This is a genomic window from Pseudomonas sp. PA15(2017) (assembly GCF_001945395.1).
GTDB lineage: Bacteria > Pseudomonadota > Gammaproteobacteria > Pseudomonadales > Pseudomonadaceae > Aquipseudomonas.
Genome location: NZ_MSXV01000011.1, coordinates 59,530 through 79,175 on the forward strand (window position 1 = coordinate 59,530; position 19,646 = coordinate 79,175).

Sequence of the window (19,646 nt, forward strand, 5' to 3'; positions counted from 1 at the left end):
AGGCCTCAAGCTGCAGGCTAGCATCGGTTGGCAGCGGCTCTGCCTGGAGCCTGCCGCCTGCGGCGTTCTTATTGCGGGTTGGCGCGAATACTGGAGAGCAGCGATTTGAGGTTCGCGGCCTTGGGCTTGACCAGCCAGAACTTGCGCAGGTAGTCGTCCAGGTTTTCCAGCAGGTTACGGCCCCACTCGCTTGACGTCTCCTCGACGTATTCGACCAGCACGCGCTCCAGGTGGCTACGGTACGACTCCATGGACTCGCTGTTGATGCGCTGGATTTCCACCAACTCATGGTTCACGCGGTCGTAGAAGCTGTTGTCCAGATCGAGCACGTAGGCGAAGCCGCCGGTCATGCCGGAACCGAAGTTGTAGCCGGTCTTGCCGAGCACGCAGACGAAACCGCCAGTCATGTACTCGCAGCAGTGGTCGCCCACACCCTCGACCACCGCATGGGCACCGGAATTGCGCACGGCGAAACGCTCGCCCGCGGTGCCGGCGGCGAACAGCTTGCCGCCGGTGGCGCCGTACAGGCAGGTATTGCCGATGATGGCGCTGTCCTGGGTGGCGAACGGGCTGCCCTTGGGCGGCACGATCACCAGCTTGCCAGCGGTCATGCCCTTGCCGACGTAGTCGTTGGCGTCGCCTTCGAGGTACAGGTTCAGGCCGCCGGCGTTCCACACGCCGAAGCTCTGCCCGGCAGTGCCCTTGAAGCGGAAAGTGATCGGCGCCTTGACCATGCCCTGGTTGCCATGCACCCGGGCGATCTCCCCGGACACGCGGGCACCGATGGAACGGTCGCAGTTGCAGATGTCGAGTTCGAACTCGCCGCCCGTGGCGCCATCGATGGCCGACTTGGCCATCGACAGCATCTCCTCGGCCAGCAGACCCTGGTCGAACGGCGGGTTGCGGTCGACTTCGCAGAACTGCGGCTTGTCCGCCGGGATGTGGTCGCTACCCAGCAGCGGGGTCAGATCCAGGTGGTTCTGCTTGGCGCTTTCGCCCGGCAGCACGTCGAGCAGGTCGGTACGCCCGATCAGCTCGCCGAGGCTGCGCACGCCCAGTTTGGCCAGCCACTCGCGGGTTTCCTCGGCCACATAGGTGAAGAAATTCACCACCATGTCGACGGTGCCGATGAAGTGATCCTTGCGCAGCTTGTCGTTCTGGGTGGCCACGCCGGTGGCGCAGTTGTTCAGGTGGCAGATGCGCAGGTACTTGCAACCCAGAGCGACCATCGGCGCGGTGCCGAAGCCGAAGCTCTCGGCGCCGAGGATGGCGGCCTTGATCACGTCCAGGCCGGTCTTCAGGCCACCGTCGGTCTGTACCCGCACCTTGCCGCGCAGGTCGTTGCCGCGCAGGGTCTGGTGGGTTTCCGCCAGGCCCAGTTCCCAGGGTGCGCCGGCGTACTTGATGGAGGTCAGCGGCGAAGCGCCAGTACCGCCGTCATAGCCGGAGATGGTGATCAGGTCGGCGTAGGCCTTGGCGACACCAGCGGCGATGGTGCCGACACCGGCTTCGGAGACCAGCTTCACCGAGACCAGGGCGCTGGGGTTGACCTGCTTGAGGTCATAGATCAGCTGCGCCAGGTCTTCGATGGAGTAGATGTCGTGGTGCGGCGGTGGCGAGATCAGCGTCACCCCCGGCACCGCATAGCGCAGCTTGGCGATCAGGCCATTGACCTTGCCGCCTGGCAGTTGCCCGCCCTCACCCGGCTTCGCGCCCTGGGCGACCTTGATCTGCAGCACTTCGGCGTTGACCAGGTATTCCGGGGTCACGCCGAAACGGCCGGTGGCGATCTGCTTGATCTTCGAGCTCTTGATGGTGCCGTAGCGCGCCGGGTCTTCGCCGCCTTCACCGGAGTTGGAGCGCGCGCCCAGGCGGTTCATCGCCTCGGCCAGTGCTTCATGGGCCTCCGGCGACAGCGCGCCGAGGGAAATGCCGGCAGCGTCGAAACGCTTGAAGATCGACTCCAGCGGCTCGACTTCGTCCAGGCTCAGCGGCTGATCGGCCAGCTTGACCTGCAACAGATCGCGCAGCATCGACACCGGGCGGGTATCCACCAGCGCGGTGTATTCCTTGAATTTCTCGTAGCTACCCTGCTTCACCGCCGCCTGCAGGGTATTGACCACGTCCGGGTTGTAGGCGTGGTATTCGCCGCCGTAGACGAACTTGAGCAAACCGCCCTGCTGGATCGCCTTGCGGTTGTTCCAGGCTTCGCCAGCCAGCGCCTTCTGCTCGGCTTCCAGGTCGACGAAACGTGCGCCCTTGAGGCGGCTCGGCACGCCACGGAAGCACAGCCCGGTGACCTCGTCGGCCAGGCCAACGGCTTCGAACAGCTGGGCGCCGCGGTAGGAACCGACGGTGGAAATACCCATCTTCGAGAGAATCTTCAAGAGCCCCTTGGAGATGCCCTTGCGGTAGTACTTGAAGACTTCGTACAGATCGCCCAGCACTTCGCCGGTGCGGATCAGGTCGCCGAGCACTTCATAGGCCAGGAACGGATAAACCGCCGACGCGCCGAAGCCGATCAGCACCGCGTAGTGGTGCGGGTCACGGGCGGTAGCGGTTTCCACCAGGATGTTGCAGTCGCAACGCAGGCCGGTCTCGGTCAGACGGTGATGCACGGCGCCAGTGACCAGTGCGGCGTGGGCTGGCAGCTTGCCAGGGGCGATATGGCGGTCGCTCAATACCAGCAAGACCTTACCGGCACGCACGGCCTCTTCGGCCTGATCGGCCATGTTGCGCACGGCCGCTTCCAGACCGATCGACTCGTCGTAGTTGAGGTCGATGATCTGCCGCTCGAAACCCGGACGGTCCAGGTTCATCAAGGTGCGCCACTTGGCCGGAGAGATCACCGGCGAGCTGAGAATGACGCGAATGGCGTGCTCGGGCGATTCCTCGAAGATGTTGCGCTCGGCCCCGAGGCAGATCTCCAGCGACATGACGATGGCTTCACGCAGCGGGTCGATCGGCGGGTTGGTGACCTGGGCGAACTGCTGGCGGAAGTAGTCGTACGGCGAGCGCACGCGCTGGCTCAGCACGGCCATCGGCGTATCGTCGCCCATGGAGCCGACCGCTTCCTGGCCCTGCTCGGCGAGCGGGCGCAGCACCTGGTCACGCTCCTCGAACGTGACCTGGAACATCTTCATGTACTGCTTGAGCTGATCGGCCTCGTAGAAGGCCGAGCCATGGTCGTTGTCTTCCATGGTCGCGCGCACGCGCAGCGCACTCTTGCGCAGCCACTGCTTGTAGGGATGACGCGACTTCAGGCGGTTGTCGATGTCGTCGGTGGTCAGCACCTGGCCGGTTTCGGTGTCCACGGCGAGGATCTGGCCCGGGCCGACACGGCCCTTGGCGACCACGTCTTCGGGCTGGTAATTCCACACGCCGATTTCCGAAGCCAGGGTGATGTAGCCATTGGTGGTAGTCACCCAGCGCGCCGGGCGCAGGCCGTTGCGGTCGAGCAGGCACACGGCATGGCGACCATCGGTCAGCACCACGCCAGCCGGACCGTCCCAGGGTTCCATGTGCATGGAGTTGTATTCGTAGAACGCGCGCAGGTCGGCGTCCATGGTCTCGACGTTCTGCCAGGCCGGCGGAATGATCATACGCACGCCGCGGAACAGGTCGATACCGCCGGTGACCATCAGCTCGAGCATGTTGTCCATGCTCGAGGAGTCCGAACCGACGCGGTTGACCAGCGGGCCGAACTCGTCGAGGGCCGGGATCTGGCCATTCTCGAACTTGGTACGGCGCGCCTGGGCCCAGTTGCGGTTGCCGGTGATGGTGTTGATCTCGCCGTTGTGGGCGAGGAAACGGAACGGCTGAGCCAGCGGCCACTTCGGCAGGGTGTTGGTGGAGAAGCGCTGGTGGAACACGCAGATCGCAGTCTGCAGGCGCTCGTCACCCAGGTCCGGGTAGAACTGCTGCAGGTCGGCCGGCATCATCAGGCCTTTGTAGATGATGGTCTTGTGCGAAAAGCTGCAGATGTAGTGCTCGGTGTCGGCGGCATTGGTCACCGAAGAGCGACGACGGGCGCAGAACAGCTTGATGGCGAATTCCTGGTCGCTCAGGCCTTCACCGCCGATGAACACCTGCTCGATCTGCGGCAGACGCTCGAGCGCCAGTTGGCCGAGCACGCTGGTATCCAGCGGCACCTTGCGCCAGCCGACCAGATTCAGGCCAGCAGCCTGGATCTCGCGGTTCATGTTCTCGCGGGCAGCGCTGGCCTTGGCGTCATCCTGGTTGAGGAAGACCATGCCAACGGCATATTGCCTGGGCAGCTCGACGCCAAAGGTGTCCTTGGCGATGGCGCGCAGGAACAGATCGGGCTTTTGAATCAGCAAACCGCAACCATCACCGGTCTTGCCATCGGCGTTGATGCCACCACGGTGGGTCATGCAGGTCAGTGCTTCGATCGCCGTCTGCAACAGGTGATGGCTGGCCTCACCTTGCATGTGGGCGATCAGGCCGAAGCCGCAGTTATCCTTGAACTCATCAGGACGGTACAAACCTGCTTTCATAAGGGACTCTCACCAGACAGCCTTTCTCAGGCGTTTTCTCTAATCCGCGCGCAGGTCTAGACGCCGCGTTGCGCAGGCAAACGGAGGGCATTGTACATAGCGAGATAGACGTCACAAAGAACAATGTGACGAAAAACAGGAATAAAATGTCGCAAAAACGAAAGAGCCCGTTACATCAATTTCTGCGTAACGGGCTGTTTCGATCAGTTGGCCATTTCCTGGGTGACGCTGGCGAAGGTCTTTGGCCACGGCTTGCCGGCCTGAACCTTGGCAGGCAGGGTCTTCACGGCAGCCTGGGCGGCATCGCGGCTGGCAAAGCTACCATAAGTGATGACGAAAAGCGGCTTACCCTGGTGCATCTTCTTGAAGTAGCGGTACTGCGCACCGTTCTGGCTGACGAAGGAACGCGCACTGGCTTCCGTGCTGGTGCCCAGCACCTGCAAGGTGTAGTGGCCCTTGTTCTGCGCCGCATACCAGGCATTGGCTTGCGAGCCGCCAGCCGTCGCTGGCGCCTGGGCCGCTGGTGCAGGCCGAGTTGCCTGGGCAGGTGGCGTCGCTGGCTTGGGTTGCTCTGCCGGTTTCGGCTGCTGCACGGGCTTCGGTTGTTCAACCGGTTTGGGCTGCGGCGTAGCCGGCGTGGCGACTTGCGGCGCCGGAGCAGGCGTCGGTGCAGGCACATTCTGCGAGGCGGTGGGCGGCACAGTGACCGGTGCGGTTGGCGTGGACTCCGGCAGCTCCACGCTTGCCTCACCGTCGGTCTCGCCCGCGGCCTGGGCCAGCGGCTGACGGATGACCGGCTGGGATTGGCCCACGAGGGGCAGCGGCAACGGCTGATTGCTGCCCGCGAACTCGATCGGCGGCCGGCCATCAGCGCCCTGCTCGGCACCGGCCGGAGCGCTTGGCGCCGTTTGAGGCGGCGGCGCACTGTCCATTGGCAACTGAGCCTGGGTCGCAGCCGGCGTATCGGTAGACTCCGAGCGACCTTGCATCAACAGGGCTGCAGCCACGCCGACTACCACCACGCCAAGCGCAAGCAGGTGCTTCTTGGGCAGCTTGAAGGCGAAGCCGCCACCCTTCACCGCGCCGCGGCGGGCGGCCATGGCGTCGATCAGCACCTCGCGCGCGACCCGGTTGATCTCGCCAGGCCAGCCGCCGGAGCGCTCGTGGATCAGCTCGACCTGCTCATCGGACAGCAACTCGATGCCCTGAGCCGCACCATCCAGGCGCACAGCCAGGTATTCACGGGTTTCTTCTTCGCTGTACGGTTCGAGTTCGATGACGTGGAACGACTCTTCACCGTTGCTCAGGGCATCCAGGCGGGCGATCAGATCGGTATCGGAGAACAGGAAAACGTGAGGGCGTCCTTCGGCATTGCCCTGGGCCAGTATCAGCAGCTCGTCGATCGCCGCGTCGCTGAGTTCTTCGGCATCGTCGATCAGCAGGTAGACTTCCTGCCCGGTCAGCGACAGCTGGCCGACCTGGCCGAGCAGAGCGGCACGGTCGGTCTGCTGCGTATTCAAACCCTGGGCGATGTGGCGCATCAGGGTCGCAGGATCGGCAGCGCCCTGGGCCGAAACCACCACATTGTGCACGGCCTGCTTGTTGGTGCTGGCGACCAGTGCCTGACGCAGCAGGGTCTTGCCGCTGCCCTCTGGGCCGGTGACCACCAGCAGCAACTGGCTATAGCGCGCCAGGTGATGCAACTGCCCGAGCACCGGCTTGCGTTGTGCCGGGAAGAACTTGAATCCAGGCACCCGCGCCGCGAAAGGGTCGTGGGTGAACTGGTAATGATCGAGAAATGCTTCGTCGGCGTGCAAACTGGTCATTGAATACTCACTGATTGTTAAGCCGGGCCACCAGCGCCGGGTAATCGGCGGCCAGGGTGGCACTCAATATGTCTGCCGGGTAATCGCTGGTCACCACCGCCTCGCCGAGCGAGCGCAGCAGCACCAGCCGCAATTGACCATCCAGCACCTTCTTGTCCACGGCCATGTGCGCCAGGAACTGCTCGGGCGTCATCGTCTGCGGCGGTACCACAGGCAGGCCAGCAGCCTGGAAAAGACGAATACCACGATCGCGCTCGTCGGCATCGATCCAGCCCAGGCGATGGGACATCTCCAGGGCCATCACCGTTCCTGCCGCCACGGCTTCGCCATGTAACCAGACGCCGTAGCCCATCTGCGTCTCGATGGCGTGACCGAAGGTATGACCCAGATTCAGGGTGGCGCGCACGCCGGTTTCCTTCTCGTCGGCACCGACCACCCGAGCCTTGGCCGCACAGGAGCGCTCGATGGCCTCGGTCAAAGCGGCCTGATCCAAGCTGCGCAAGGCAACCATGTTCTCCTCGAGCCAACCGAGGAACGGCGCGTCGCAGATAAGCCCGTATTTGATCACCTCAGCCAGGCCCGCCGACAGCTCACGCGGCGGCAGCGTGTCCAGGCTGCGCGTATCGATCAGCACCGCTTGCGGCTGGTAGAACGCACCGACCATGTTCTTGCCCAGCGGATGATTGATTCCGGTCTTGCCACCTACGGAGGAATCGACCTGAGACAGCAGCGTAGTCGGCAACTGGATGAAGTTCACGCCACGCTGATAGCAGGCTGCAGCGAAACCGGCCATATCGCCGATCACCCCGCCGCCCAGGGCCAGGACGGTCGTGCGCCGGTCATGGCGAGCGCCGAGCAAGCCATCGAAGATGGTCTGCAGGGTTTCCCAGTTCTTGAACGCTTCGCCATCGGGCAGCACGATCGAGGTGACGCGGTAATCGGCGAGCGTGCCCTGCAGGGCTTGCAGGTACAGCGGCGCGATGGTCTCGTTGGTGACGATGGCCACCTGGCGTCCGATGATGTGCGGCGCCAACAGATCCGCACGACTCAGCAGGCCAGCCCCGATATGAATGGGGTAGCTGCGCTCAGCGAGATCAACATGAAGTGTTTGCATGGAGCCCCCGATTGAAAAAGGGCTCTAGGATAGCGCAGTTCTGCCCTGTCATTAACGGGGCGCCAGCGCTTCCAGCCGCTCGAGAATTTCCTGAACCACCATTCGCGGCGGACGCTCATCGGTCTCGATGATCACGTCAGCGATTTCCCGGTAAAGCGGATCACGAATGGCCAGCAGATCGGCCAGTACCTGCCCCGGATTGGGGGCACGCAGCAAAGGTCGGTTGCGATCACGGGCCGTGCGGTCGATCTGCTGCTCCACGGAAGCATGCAGATACACAACCCGGCCACTGTCGCGCAGCGCCTGGCGATTCTGCGTCCGCAAAACGGCACCACCGCCAGTAGCCAGTACCAGCCCATCAGCCTCGCACAGCGAGCAGATCACCGCCTGCTCGCGCTCACGAAAACCCTGTTCGCCCTCGACATCGAAAATCCAGGGTATATCGGCACCGGTACGCTGCTCGATCTCCTTGTCGGAGTCCTTGAATGGCAACCGCAGCTCTTTGGCAAGCAAACGCCCGATGGTACTTTTTCCAGCACCCATCGGGCCGACAAGGATCAGATTACGCACAAATTACCGACTCACGGCCACCGCAGAGGTGTTCATGATGCGCGGAGTGATGAAAACCAGCAACTCGGTCTTGTTGTCGGAGATCGTGTCGCGACGGAACAGGCGTCCAAGATAGGGCACATCACCGAGGAAAGGGACCTTTTCCGTAGATTTGGTTTGAGTATTTTCAAACACACCGCCGATCACGATCGTTTCACCATCTGCAACTAGAACTTTTGCATTGACTTCGTTTTTGTTAATCGGCGGAACGCCATTGAGCACCCGGCCGAAGTCCGGTGCATCCTTGGTCACCTTGACCTCCATAATAATTCGATTATCCGGCGTGATCTGAGGAGTGACCTCTAGAGACAGGGCTGCTTCTTTGAAGGATGTAGACGTTGCCCCACTGGAGCTAGCTTCCTGATAAGGAACCTCTTGGCCTTTCAAAATTTTTGCGGTCTCTTTATCCGAGGTGACGACCTTAGGCTGAGAAACGATCTCACCGTTTCCTGAGCTCTCCATCGCAGAAAGCTGAAGATCAAGCACGACATTGTTACTCAGAAATCCAATGCCGATACCAGATGTACTGTTGGCTACTCCCATGTCGACAAAGGGCAAACGCGCCAATCCATCTTGTAGGGCAGTGCCGCCACCAATTTGGTCAGTTCCTACAAAACCAAGTCGTTGCCCAGTATCAGAATCAAAAGCCTGGGCACCATCCTTGCCACTTACATCCCAACCACCTCGCCTTGCACTCCCGCCCCAACGCACGCCCAGTGCCTTGTCATAGTTGACGTTAGCCTCGACGATACGTGCCTCGATCATCACCTGGCGTACAGCCACGTCCAGCTGGGCAACGATACGACGCAGCTCATCCAACCGCTCCTGAGTCTGGTAAGCGATGATGCTGTTGGTACGCTCATCGACGGTGATCGAGCCACGATCATCGGCAACGCCACCATTCGCACTGGTCACCGACTGGAACAGCTTGGCCATATCGGCCGCCTTGGCGTAGTTGACCTGAATCAGCTCACGACGCAGTGGGGCCAGTTCGGCGATCTGTTTCTGCGACTCCAGTTCCTGACGCTCACGGGCAGCAATTTCCTCAGCCGGCGCCACCAACAACACGTTGCCGACCTGACGCTTGTCCAAACCCTTGGTTTTCAGCACCAGATCCAGCGCCTGGTCCCAAGGCACGTTCTGCAGACGCAGAGTGATGTTGCCCGCCACCGTGTCACTGGCGACCAGGTTCAGGTCGGTGAAGTCGGCGATCAGCTGCAGCACCGAGCGCACGTCGATATCCTGGAAGTTCAGCGACAGCTTCTCGCCGGTATAGGCGAAGCGCTCGGCCTGACGCTTGTCGGCATCTTCCTGGGTCAGCGGCTTGACGCTGAGAGTCAGCTTGTTCTCGGTCTGGTAGGCCAGATAATCGAAGGCACCAACAGGCTCGATGACGATGCTGGCATCGTCACCGGTGCCACTGGCACTGACGAACTGCACCGGGGTCGCGAAGTCCTTGACGTCCAGGCGCACACGCAGGGCTTCAGGCAGCTGGGTGCGATTGAAATTCAGGATGATCTTGCCGCCACGCTCCTGAATATCAGGGCTGACAGACGCATCGGACAGGTTGATGACGACGTTGCCCTCGCCCTGCTCGCCGCGCTGGAAGTCGATATTGCTGATCGACTTGTTGACCGCGCCGAACACCTTCGGTGCAGCCGGCGCCGCGACCGGCGTTGCCGCCTGAGCGGGGCGCGCCGCCGCTGGTGCGGGCGCGCTTACCGGCGCAGCCGCCGTGGTGGTTGCCGAGGTGGCTACACCGGCACCGACCTGCACGAACAGGTTATTGCCTTCGGTGCGGGTATTGTAGGACGACAGGTTGGTCAGGTTGATGATCAGACGCGTGCGATCCTTGGCCTCGACCACGGTAACGCTGCGCGCGTTACCCATGCCCAGCTCACGGTTCTTCACGCCCAGCTTGTTGGACACCCCCGGCAGGTCCAGCGCGATACGCGCCGGCTGCTCGATGGTATAGCCGCGCGGCGCTGCCACCGGCTCGTCGAAGGACAGTTTCAGCTCGACACGGTCACCCGGCAGAGCCGCCACGTCCAGCGCCTGCAGGTTGGCAGCCAGAGCGGCAGGAGAGAGCATTGCCACCAGCAGCGAGATGCTTAGGCGAGAAAGAGAGCTGTTCATGCTTGGGTTCCGTTTGGCAGACCGGTTATTTCTGTTCATGGTTCACCTCGCTCCTCAGGAGCGTTCCTTCAGAGTGAGGGTACGAGGACGCTCGAGCCAGCCGCCATCACCGTCCGGGACGATCTCGACCACATCGATCTTGGCGCTGTCGATGGCGACGATGCGGCCTTCATTGCGTCCCAGGTAATCCCCGACCTTGACGCGATGGACCCCGCCCGCACCGCTCACCAGAGCGAACGAACCATTGTCATTGGCCAGCGTGCCGACCATCTCGAACAGCTCGATATTGAACCCTTCGAGGAACTGCTTCACGCGCGTCTCGTCAGGTTTGATTTCCTTGCTGCCTTTCGCCCGAGCGACCATATCGATCTTCACTGGCGGCTGGAATGGGCTGCGCAAGGCGGCAGCACTGTAGGTGAAGCTTTCGTAGGGTTCAGGCTGCGGCAGGGGCTCGATCTGGCCCCTTGGCCGCGCCCGCACTTCATCCATATACGCTTGCAGGTCGCTGAAGTCGCCGCCGCCGCAACCGCTCAGGGTCAGCAGCAGCAGACCAGGTACGAGGACACGTTTCATTGGTGTGCCCCCTTGTCGTTGTACCGATAGGTCTTGGCCAGAACCTTCATGCGCAGCTTGGAGGTACTGCCCTGCTCGGCCGGCACCAACTCGAAATCGTGCAACGTGACGATGCGCGGCTGGCTGGCGACGCCACTGACGAAGGTCGCCAGGTCATGATAGCCGCCGACCACCTGAATCTGGATAGGTAGCTCGATATAGAAAGGCTGCGTGACTTCCGGTAGCAACTTGATCTCCTCGAACTCCAGGCCGCTGTCCAGGCCGATACGGGTGATATCTTCGAGCAGACCCGGCACTTCGGTGTCACTGGGCAACTGCTTGAGCAGAGCGCCGAAGGACGTTTCAGCCTCCTTCATCTGCTCACGGTAAGCCTCGAGATTGGCGGCCTGGAACGCCTTGGTAGAGAACTGCTCCTTGAGCGTTTCCTCATCCATACGCTGCTGATCCAGCGTGGCCTGCAGATCCTTCAGGTGGAAGTTATAGCCCAGCACCAGAACCAACACGACGGCCAGAATGCCGGCGATCACCTTGACCGCGGCAGGCCAGGAACCGATGTTGTTCAGATCGAGATCATTGATATCGACCTTGCGTAGGCTGGCCAGAGAATCATTCAGGCTCATGGCTTGACCTCCGCTTCTTCCTTGACGGGCTTGGCTTGCTGCACGGTCAGCTGGAAGGTGTTGGCCTGATCCACTGCGCCAGCGGTGACGGCCTTGACCTCGGTCAGGTTTGGCGCAGTCAGCCAGTCGGAAGCATCCATATCACGCATCAGCTTGGAAACCCGGCTATTCGACTCGGCCGCGCCAACGATGGCGATGGTCTTGTCGGTCATTTTCACCCCGGTGAAGTACACACCGTCAGGCAGCGTTCTCACCAACTGGTCGAACACATGGCCAATGATCGGGCGGTTGCCCTGTAGATCCTGAATGATCTTCATCCGCTCCAACAGTTGCTGGCGGCGCGTGCGCAGCTCACTGATTTCCGCGATGCGGGTATCGAGCACAGCAATTTCCTTGCGCACGAAGTCGTTACGGGCCTGTTGATTCTCGATCTCACCGTTGAGGTACTGGTCGCCCAGGAAAATCAGTGCTGCAGCGGCGACCAGAAGGCCGCCCAGCGACACCAGAAAACGCTGCTTGCGCTCTTCGCGAAGCTGCTCGCGCCAGGGAAGGAGGTTAATCCGCGCCATCAGTCGAAACTCCTCATCGCCAGGCCGCAGGCAATCATCAGTGCCGGTGCATCACTGGCCAGCGCTCCCGCGTTGACCTTGCCGCTCAGGGCCATGTCCGCGAAGGGGTTGGCGACCAGGGTCTGGGTGCCGATCTTCTGTTGAATGAGGCGATCGAGATCCGGGATGGAAGCGGTTCCACCGGCCAGCAGGATGTAATCCACATCGTTGTATTGGCCGGCAGCGAAGAAGAACTGCAGCGAGCGGGACACCTGTTGCACCAAGGCGTCCTTGAAGGGTTGCAGCACTTCGCTTTCGTAATCGTCAGGCAGCCCGCCCTGTTTCTTGGCGAGGCCGGCCTCGTCGACCGAAAGGCCATAGCGACGCTGGATCTCCTCGGTCAGCTGGCGGCCACCGAACAGCTGTTCGCGGGTGTAGATGGTGCGACCGTTGTGCAGCACGCTGAGCGTGGTCATGGTCGCGCCGATATCGACGACTGCGACGGTCAGCTCGTCGTGCACGCCACCGAGCTGCTCGGCCAGCAGGTCATAGGCACGTTCGAGGGCATAGGCTTCGACATCCACCACCTTGGCGGTCAAGCCGGCGAGGGCCAGGGCGGCCTCGCGCACCTCGACGTTTTCCTTGCGGCAGGCTGCAAGCAGCACTTCGACCCGCTCGGGGTTGCGCGGCGAAATGCCCTGAACTTCGAAGTCGATCGCCACCTCTTCAAGAGGGTACGGAATGTACTGGTCAGCCTCGAGCTTGAGCTGGTTCTCCAGCTCGTCGTCCGACAGGCCCGCTTCCATCTCGACGGTCTTGGTGATCACCGCCGAGCCGGCGACGGCCACGGAAACCGAGCGCACGCTGGTCTTGGCCTTGGCGAGAACACGCGACAGAGCCTGACCGACACCCTCGAGCTCGGCAATGTTCTTTTCGACCACGGCATTGGCGGGGAGCGGCTCGACGGCGTAGGCCTCTACCTTGTAGCGGCTACCTGAGCGACTCAATTCGAGGAGCTTGACGGAGGTCGAACTTATATCGATCCCCAAAAGCGTATTCGCTTTTTTACTGAAGAGCCCTAGCACGACCGATTTCCTATTCACATCCATAACTTACGGATGATTTATGTTTTTCCACATTAAATAGCAGACTTGACAGAAGCGCAAATGGCTCCTCGGCAAAAAAAACGCTTATAATGTGATCAGCTTTTGCCTTTTCATTTTGTCTTCCGCTTAACTCATTCTTTTATCTGGAAATCCAAAAATCTTGATGCGTTTGCTGAAGTTTTTCTGCTGGTCCGTCATCGCCGTTTTTTGTGCGCTGGTACTCGCCGTCAGTGGTGCCTTCCTCTACCTGAGCCCGACCCTACCCTCTGTCGATGCCTTGCGCAGTATAGAGCTGCAGATCCCGCTTCGCGTGTACAGCAGCGACGGAAAACTCATCGCCGAATTCGGGGAGATGCGCCGCTCGCCCATCGCCTTCGCCGACATACCGCCCGACTTCACCAGCGCGCTGCTGGCTGCCGAAGACGATAACTTCGCAAATCATTATGGCGTTGATCTTACGAGCCTGATGCGCGCTGCCACGCAATTATTGAAAACAGGTCAAATTCAGTCCGGCGGCAGCACGATCACCATGCAGGTGGCGAAGAATTTCTTCCTCACCAGCGAGCGCAGCTTCTCGCGCAAGATCACCGAGATTCTGCTCGCCCTGCAGATCGAGCGCGAGCTGAGCAAGAACGAAATCCTCGAGCTGTACGTCAACAAAATCTATCTGGGTCACCGCGCCTACGGCATCGAAGCCGCTGCCCAAGTCTATTACGGCAAATCCATCCGAGACTTGAGCCTCTCGCAGCTTGCGACGATAGCCGGTCTTCCCAAGGCACCTTCGGCCTTCAACCCGCTGACCAACCCGACCCGGGCCAAGGAGCGCCGCGACTGGATCCTCGGTCGCATGCATCGCCTGGGCCGTATCGACCAGGCGCGCTACGAAACCGCCCTGGCCGAGCCGGTGGACGCCAGCTATCACGTGCCCACGCCCGAAGTACCGGCGCCCTACGTGGCCGAGATGGCCCGCGCCGAAATGGTCGGTCGCTACGGCAGCGATGCCTACACCCAGGGTTTCAACGTAACCACCACGGTACCCAGCGACCTGCAGGTGATGGCCAACAAGGCCCTGCGCGACGGCCTGATCGAATACGACCAGCGCCACGGTTATCGCGGCCCGGAAAGCCGCCTGCCCGGCATGACCCGGGAAACCTGGCAGACCGAACTGAGCAAGCAAGGCCTGCGCGGCGGTCTGGAGCCGGCGATCGTCACCCAGGTCGAAAAGAGCGGCATCCTGGTACTGACCCGGCGCGGCGACGAGGAAGCGGTGTCATGGGACAGCATGAAATGGGCCCGCCCGTTCCTCAATACCAACAGCCTGGGGCCGCGTCCGCAGCAGCCGGCGGACGTGGCGCAGATCGGTGACCTGATCCGCGTGCAGCGCCAGGACGATGGCAACTTGCGCTTCGCGCAACTGCCCAGCGCGCAGAGTGCTTTAGTCTCGCTCGACCCGCAGAACGGTGCTATTCGCGCCCTGGTCGGTGGTTTCTCCTTCGAACAAAGCAACTACAACCGCGCCGTGCAAGCCAAGCGCCAGCCCGGCTCAAGCTTCAAGCCGTTCATCTACAGTGCCGCGCTCGATAATGGCTACACCGCTTCCAGCCTGGTCAACGACGCGCCGATCGTGTTCGTCGATGACTACATGGATCAGGTCTGGCGACCGAAGAACGACACCAATACCTTCCTCGGCCCCATCCGCCTGCGCGAGGCGCTCTACAAGTCGCGCAACCTGGTGTCGATCCGCCTGCTGCAGGCCATGGGCATCGAGAAAACGCTGAACTACATCGAGCGCTTCGGCTTCAACCGCCAGGACCTGCCGCGCAACCTGTCCCTGGCGCTCGGCACGGCCAACCTGACGCCGATGGAAATCGCCATCGGCTGGACGGCCTTCGCCAATGGCGGCCACAAGGTTCAGCCCTACCTGATCCAGCGCATCGACAACCGCCATGGCGACCCGCTGTTCATCGCCAACCCGCCGACCGTGCCCAATGCAGCCAAGGCCGACGTGCCGCCGCCGGTCAACGAGGAAGGCGTGATGAGCACTGCCGAAGCAGCGCCCGAGCAGTTGCCGGAGGCGCCGGAACCGGCCGCCGCCGAGCGCATCCTCGATGAGCGTACTGCCTACATCATGACCAGCATGCTGCAGGACGTGATCAAGCGCGGTACCGGGCGCCGGGCCATGGCCCTGGGCCGCACCGATCTGGCTGGCAAGACCGGTACCACCAACGATTCCAAGGACAGCTGGTTCTCCGGCTACAACGCCGACTACGTGACCACCGTGTGGGCCGGCTTCGATCAGCCGGAAAGCCTGGGCCGCCATGAATACGGTGGCACCGTTGCCCTGCCGATCTGGATGAGCTACATGGGCGCCGCGCTCAAGGACAAGCCCGCCCACGCACCCGCCGAACCGGATGGCATTCTCACCCTGCGCGTCGACCCGCACAGTGGTCGTGCCGCAGCCCCAGGAACGCCGGACGCGTACTTCGAGCTGTTCAAGAGCGAAGACTCACCGCCGCCGATGAACGAGTTCGACCCAGGCATGGGCGCACCGAACAGCCCACTGCCGGCAGACGAGAGCGCGCCGATCGACCTGTTCTAGAAACAGCTACAGGCTGCAAGCTGCAAGCGACAGGCGAGAGCCTGTAGCCTGTAGCCTGTAGCCTGTAGCCTGTAGCCTGTAGCCTGTAGCCAACCAGAAGCCCATAAAAAAACCCGCCGAAGCGGGTTTTTTGTTACCGGCTGACGACTCAGCCCTTGAACACGTCGTTGACCGACTGCAGCGGGTAGTGCTTCGGATACGGCAGGGTCGCCACGCCGCTCTCGATGGCCGCCTTGGCAACGGCATCGCACACCACGTTGATCAGGCGAGCGTCCATCGGCTTCGGAATGATGTACTCGCGGCCGAACTCCAGCTTGATACCGCCGTAGGCGTCGCACACGTCCTGGGGAACCGGCAGCTTGGCCAGGTCGCGCAGAGCGTTGGCCGCCGCGATCTTCATCTCTTCGTTGATGCGAGTCGCGCGAACATCCAGCGCACCGCGGAAGATGAACGGGAAGCCCAGTACGTTGTTGACCTGGTTCGGGTAGTCGGAACGACCGGTGGCCATGATCACGTCATTGCGGGTGGCGTGGGCCAGCTCCGGCTTGATTTCCGGATCAGGGTTCGAGCAGGCGAAGACGATCGGGTTCGGCGCCATCAGCTTGAGCCCTTCGGCGCTCAGCAGGTCCGGACCGGACAGACCGACGAATACGTCGGCACCGGTCAGCGCGTCATCCAGGGTGCGCTTGTCGGTTTCGGTGGCGAACACCGCCTTGTACTGGTTCAGGTCGTCGCGGCCGGCGTGGATCACGCCCTTGCGGTCGATCATGTAGATGTTCTCGACCTTGGCACCCATGCTCACCAGCAGCTTCATGCAGGAGATGGCTGCAGCGCCGGCACCCAGGCAGACGATCTTGGCTTCTGGCAGGGTCTTGCCGGCGATCTCCAGGGCGTTGAGCATGCCGGCTGCGGTGACGATCGCGGTGCCGTGCTGGTCATCGTGGAAAACCGGGATGTCACACTGCTCGATCAGCGCGCGCTCGATTTCGAAGCACTCGGGCGCCTTGATGTCTTCCAGGTTGATGCCACCGAAGGTGATGGAGATGCGCTTGACGGTGTCGATGAAGGCCTGCGGGCTTTCGGCATCGACTTCGATGTCGAACACGTCGACGCCGGCGAAGCGCTTGAACAGCACGCCCTTGCCTTCCATGACCGGCTTGGAGGCCAGCGGGCCGAGATCGCCCAGACCGAGGATCGCGGTGCCGTCGGAAATAACTGCCACCAGGTTACCTTTACCGGTGTAGCGGTAGGCCAGCTCCGGATCGCGAGCGATCTCGCGCACTGGCTCGGCAACACCCGGGCTGTAGGCCAGCGACAGGTCACGGGCAGTGGCGGTGGGCTTGGTGAGCTCGACGCTCAACTTACCCGGACGGGGCTTCTCATGGTATTCGAGAGCGGCAGTTTTCAGATCAGACATAGTGGCATTTCCGCTTTTTTGGGCTGTTGACTGGCAGGCGGCCGAGGATACGCAATCTGCGGGGGCCTGCACAAGACTATGCAGTCAGCCTGCAAACGTGCCTCAGCGAACCGTCTTGAACCAATCACCAGGGCGAGGCTCGCCCTGTGGATAAAGATTGTTGAGCAGCCGCAGCGTCGCCTCGGCATCACTCGGCAAACCACTGGCGGCCGCCAGTGACCGGACACTCTGCCCTGCCGCCACGCGCACCAGTTGCAACCTCAATGGCTCGGCCAGCTTGCGCTCGGCAGCCTGCAATGGCCGGAAACTGCCGATCGTCGCGAGCATCTGGGCATCCTCCGTTGCGCTGGCGGCGCGACCCCTGGCCGCACCAACGAACAGGTAGGCTTTGTCGCCCTTGAGAATCGCCGCCGCCCGGCGCGGCACGTCGCCCTCGATCAGGCCGGTATAACCCTGCAACCCGGCCTGCTGCAGCGGCTCGCCACCAAGCAGGCGGCGGCCACCGATGCGTTGCCTGAGCAGGGTCGCGGCGTCGAGGCGCCGGGGGTTGTCTTCCAGGGTCATGGCGACGAGCACCTGTTTGTCCGGCGATTGGCCGACCAGTTGCTGCGGCCCGTTGATGATGCTCCAGCCCTTGGCGAAGGCCAGGGTGAAATCGAGATCACGGTGATAGAAGCGCTCGCCGCGGCGAATGCCGCTCTCGGCCGAATCGCCGAACGGCAGGCCCTGCAACCGCTGTAGAAATGCGTCGCGGTTGACCACCTGCTGCCCGGCGACCAAGGCTCGAGCCGGACCGATCACCTGCTGCAGGCGCCGGTCGTTATCCGGATGGGTGTCGAAAAGGCCGTGGTAGCTGCCGACCGGCTGCTGCTCACCGCGCGCCGCGGCCTGGTCGCGGGCGAAGTCCTCCTGCAGCTTGAGCACCTTGACCACCTCGATCATCGCCTGCGGGTCATAACCACCGCGGGCGAGGTATTGGGCACCCAGGCCGTCGGCCTCCAGTTCCATGTCACGGCCATAACCGCGTACCACGGCATTACCCAACACCCCGGTCACGTCGGCGGCGGCGCCCACACCGGTGCCCATGGCCACCGCCTGGCCGAGAAGGCCCCAGGCGGTCGACTGGCTTTGCTGGCGCACGCCGTGGCGGGCGGTCACGTGGCCGACTTCGTGACCAAGCACGGCCGCCAGTTCGGCCTCGGAACTCAGGTAAGCCATCAGCCCACGATGGATATAGATGTAGCCGCCCGGAAGGGCGAAGGCATTGATATCCGGGCTGTCGATCACGGTGAAGTGGTAATCCAGCTGACCGCGATGACTGTGCCGCGCGACGCGCTCACCGACTTGCTGCACATAGGCCTGCAGGGCTTCATCGGGGTAGCGCGGGTATTGCTTGAGTATCTGCTGATGGGCATCACGACCGATGGACAGCTCCTGGGCCTCGCTCATCATCACGAAGTCGGTGCGCCCGGTAGCCGGATTCACCGCGCAGCCTGCCAGGGTCGCCAGCATCAGAACCACCAGAAACAACTTCATCGCAGCACCTCCAGCATGGCGCCATGGGTCAGGGGCAACATCCAGCGCGCCTGGCCAACCCTGAGTCCACCGCCGCGGGAGCGGTCGATCATCCAGCCCCGCGCCTCGATCCGCTTGCCTTGCAGATCGCGCAGATCCGCTGCGGCGAAGGTATCCAGCACCTGCGGCGCAATGCGCAGCACCACCGAATTACCCAGCTCGATCCAGACGCCGCCACGATTGCGCTCGACGCGCTGCACCTGCCCTTCGAGCAGCACGAAACCACTGCTGCGTACCGCGCGGGCCGGCAATGGTCGCAATTGCGCCCAGAGCCCGGCCCGGGCGCCACGCGCCTGACGCTCGGCCTCGCGATGACAGGCGACCAGCGCCACATTCGGTGCGATTGCGACCAACTGCCCAAGCCCTTCGGAGAGCAGCTGCGCCTCCAGATTGCTGCCGGCGCTGTCATAGAGATGGGCCAGAGTCCGGCCGTAGCGATCCTTTTTCTGCTCGCCCACCTGTACGCCCACCCGCCCGCCATTGGCAGCCACCAGTTCGGCAAGGCGCTTACCAGCGGCCTCGGCGAACGGCTCGGCCGGCCGGCCCTTGCGCGCCAGCTCGGGGGCATTGAGGCCGATCAGGCGGACGTTGCGGCCGTCGGCCAGGCGCACCGTATCGCCATCGACCACACGCTGAACCTTGGCCAGAGGCAATTTGCCGGGCGTCGGGCACAGCGCGTGGGCAGGCAGGCAAAAGACAGAAACGAAAAAGGCGCCCACCAGGGACGCCTTTTTCAATGATGCGAAAACAGCCATGTGGGCCTCTTTCGCTGCTCGGTCGCTTACTTGGCGCCGAACACACCGAAGCGCTGCTTGAAGCGATCGATACGGCCGCCGGTGTCCAGCACCTTCTGCTTGCCGGTGTAGAACGGGTGGCACTCGGAGCAGACGTCCAGGCTCAGCGGCTTGCCCAGCGTGGAGCGGGTCTTGATGACGTTACCGCAGCTGCAGGTGGCGTCGATGGCGACGTATTCCGGATGGATATCGGCTTTCATGATTCTTCCTCA

14 protein-coding genes are annotated in these 19,646 nt (G+C 62.5%); 1 reads left to right on the top strand and 13 read right to left on the bottom strand.

Features of this window, described 5'->3' with window-relative positions:
- Window positions 1-68 precede the first annotated feature (68 nt).
- The 9 genes from gltB to BVH03_RS05265 form a co-directional block, all read right to left on the bottom strand.
- On the bottom strand, window positions 69-4,517 hold the full coding sequence (gene gltB, locus BVH03_RS05225; RefSeq protein WP_075960190.1) for a glutamate synthase large subunit: 4,449 nt from the start codon (window positions 4,515-4,517) through the stop codon (window positions 69-71).
- Window positions 4,518-4,720: 203 nt separating this feature from the next.
- Window positions 4,721-6,343, bottom strand: a complete 1,623-nt coding sequence (locus BVH03_RS05230) for an AAA family ATPase (protein WP_075960191.1) — start codon at window positions 6,341-6,343, stop codon at window positions 4,721-4,723.
- Window positions 6,344-6,350: 7 nt separating this feature from the next.
- Window positions 6,351-7,457, bottom strand: coding sequence for a 3-dehydroquinate synthase (gene aroB, locus BVH03_RS05235; protein ID WP_075960192.1), 1,107 nt, complete (start codon window positions 7,455-7,457; stop codon window positions 6,351-6,353).
- A 51-nt stretch (window positions 7,458-7,508) separates the two neighbouring features.
- Complete coding sequence (aroK, locus tag BVH03_RS26735; protein ID WP_075960193.1) at window positions 7,509-8,027, bottom strand: shikimate kinase AroK; 519 nt, start codon at window positions 8,025-8,027, stop codon at window positions 7,509-7,511.
- 3 nt (window positions 8,028-8,030) lie between these two features.
- A complete protein-coding gene (pilQ, locus tag BVH03_RS05245) occupies window positions 8,031-10,202 on the bottom strand; it encodes a type IV pilus secretin PilQ (protein WP_075960194.1) in 2,172 nt (723 codons plus the stop codon).
- A 54-nt stretch (window positions 10,203-10,256) separates the two neighbouring features.
- Window positions 10,257-10,775, bottom strand: a complete 519-nt coding sequence (pilP, locus tag BVH03_RS05250) for a type 4a pilus biogenesis lipoprotein PilP (protein ID WP_075960195.1) — start codon at window positions 10,773-10,775, stop codon at window positions 10,257-10,259.
- On the bottom strand, window positions 10,772-11,395 hold the full coding sequence (gene pilO, locus BVH03_RS05255) for a type 4a pilus biogenesis protein PilO (protein ID WP_075960196.1): 624 nt from the start codon (window positions 11,393-11,395) through the stop codon (window positions 10,772-10,774). Before pilO ends, pilP begins: the two co-directional genes overlap by 4 nt.
- Complete coding sequence (locus tag BVH03_RS05260) at window positions 11,392-11,964, bottom strand: PilN domain-containing protein (RefSeq protein ID WP_075960197.1); 573 nt, start codon at window positions 11,962-11,964, stop codon at window positions 11,392-11,394. Before BVH03_RS05260 ends, pilO begins: the two co-directional genes overlap by 4 nt.
- Window positions 11,964-13,028 carry a pilus assembly protein PilM gene (locus BVH03_RS05265; protein ID WP_075928584.1) on the bottom strand — a complete coding sequence of 355 codons (1,065 nt, stop codon included), beginning with the start codon at window positions 13,026-13,028 and terminating at the stop codon, window positions 11,964-11,966. Before BVH03_RS05265 ends, BVH03_RS05260 begins: the two co-directional genes overlap by 1 nt.
- A 181-nt stretch (window positions 13,029-13,209) precedes the next feature.
- On the opposite strand from BVH03_RS05265, the gene BVH03_RS05270 reads away from it, so the two are divergent.
- Window positions 13,210-15,648 (top strand): penicillin-binding protein 1A, encoded by a 2,439-nt coding sequence (locus BVH03_RS05270; RefSeq protein WP_075960198.1) that lies wholly within the window; start codon window positions 13,210-13,212, stop codon window positions 15,646-15,648.
- A 148-nt stretch (window positions 15,649-15,796) separates the two neighbouring features.
- Here the strand turns inward: BVH03_RS05270 and BVH03_RS05275 are convergent, their stop codons facing one another.
- The 4 genes from BVH03_RS05275 to rpmE form a co-directional block, all read right to left on the bottom strand.
- Window positions 15,797-17,065, bottom strand: a complete 1,269-nt coding sequence (locus BVH03_RS05275; protein WP_075960199.1) for a malic enzyme-like NAD(P)-binding protein — start codon at window positions 17,063-17,065, stop codon at window positions 15,797-15,799.
- A 102-nt stretch (window positions 17,066-17,167) separates the two neighbouring features.
- The gene (locus BVH03_RS05280) at window positions 17,168-18,601 is read right to left on the bottom strand and encodes a M48 family metalloprotease (protein ID WP_075960200.1); all 1,434 of its coding nucleotides are present in this window, start codon (window positions 18,599-18,601) and stop codon (window positions 17,168-17,170) included.
- Window positions 18,598-19,395 (bottom strand): thermonuclease family protein, encoded by a 798-nt coding sequence (locus BVH03_RS05285; protein WP_075960201.1) that lies wholly within the window; start codon window positions 19,393-19,395, stop codon window positions 18,598-18,600. Before BVH03_RS05285 ends, BVH03_RS05280 begins: the two co-directional genes overlap by 4 nt.
- Window positions 19,396-19,421: 26 nt before the next feature.
- Window positions 19,422-19,634: a 50S ribosomal protein L31 gene (gene rpmE / locus BVH03_RS05290; protein WP_070885964.1), complete on the bottom strand. Its 213-nt coding sequence runs from the start codon at window positions 19,632-19,634 to the stop codon at window positions 19,422-19,424.
- Window positions 19,635-19,646: the final 12 nt, after the last annotated feature.

Excerpts from the sequence above, each read along its gene's own strand:
- pilO (WP_075960196.1), bottom strand. The coding sequence starts at position 11,395 with ATGAGCCTGAATGATTCTCTGGCCAGCCTACGCAAGGTCGATATCAAT.
- BVH03_RS05280 (WP_075960200.1), bottom strand. The coding sequence starts at position 18,601 with ATGAAGTTGTTTCTGGTGGTTCTGATGCTGGCGACCCTGGCAGGCTGC.
- aroB (WP_075960192.1), bottom strand. The coding sequence starts at position 7,457 with ATGCAAACACTTCATGTTGATCTCGCTGAGCGCAGCTACCCCATTCAT.
- pilP (WP_075960195.1), bottom strand. The coding sequence starts at position 10,775 with ATGAAACGTGTCCTCGTACCTGGTCTGCTGCTGCTGACCCTGAGCGGT.
- pilQ (WP_075960194.1), bottom strand. The coding sequence starts at position 10,202 with ATGAACAGCTCTCTTTCTCGCCTAAGCATCTCGCTGCTGGTGGCAATG.
- BVH03_RS05275 (WP_075960199.1), bottom strand. The coding sequence starts at position 17,065 with ATGTCTGATCTGAAAACTGCCGCTCTCGAATACCATGAGAAGCCCCGT.
- BVH03_RS05230 (WP_075960191.1), bottom strand. The coding sequence starts at position 6,343 with ATGACCAGTTTGCACGCCGACGAAGCATTTCTCGATCATTACCAGTTC.
- gltB (WP_075960190.1), bottom strand. The coding sequence starts at position 4,517 with ATGAAAGCAGGTTTGTACCGTCCTGATGAGTTCAAGGATAACTGCGGC.
- BVH03_RS05260 (WP_075960197.1), bottom strand. The coding sequence starts at position 11,964 with ATGGCGCGGATTAACCTCCTTCCCTGGCGCGAGCAGCTTCGCGAAGAG.
- rpmE (WP_070885964.1), bottom strand. The coding sequence starts at position 19,634 with ATGAAAGCCGATATCCATCCGGAATACGTCGCCATCGACGCCACCTGC.
- BVH03_RS05285 (WP_075960201.1), bottom strand. The coding sequence starts at position 19,395 with ATGGCTGTTTTCGCATCATTGAAAAAGGCGTCCCTGGTGGGCGCCTTT.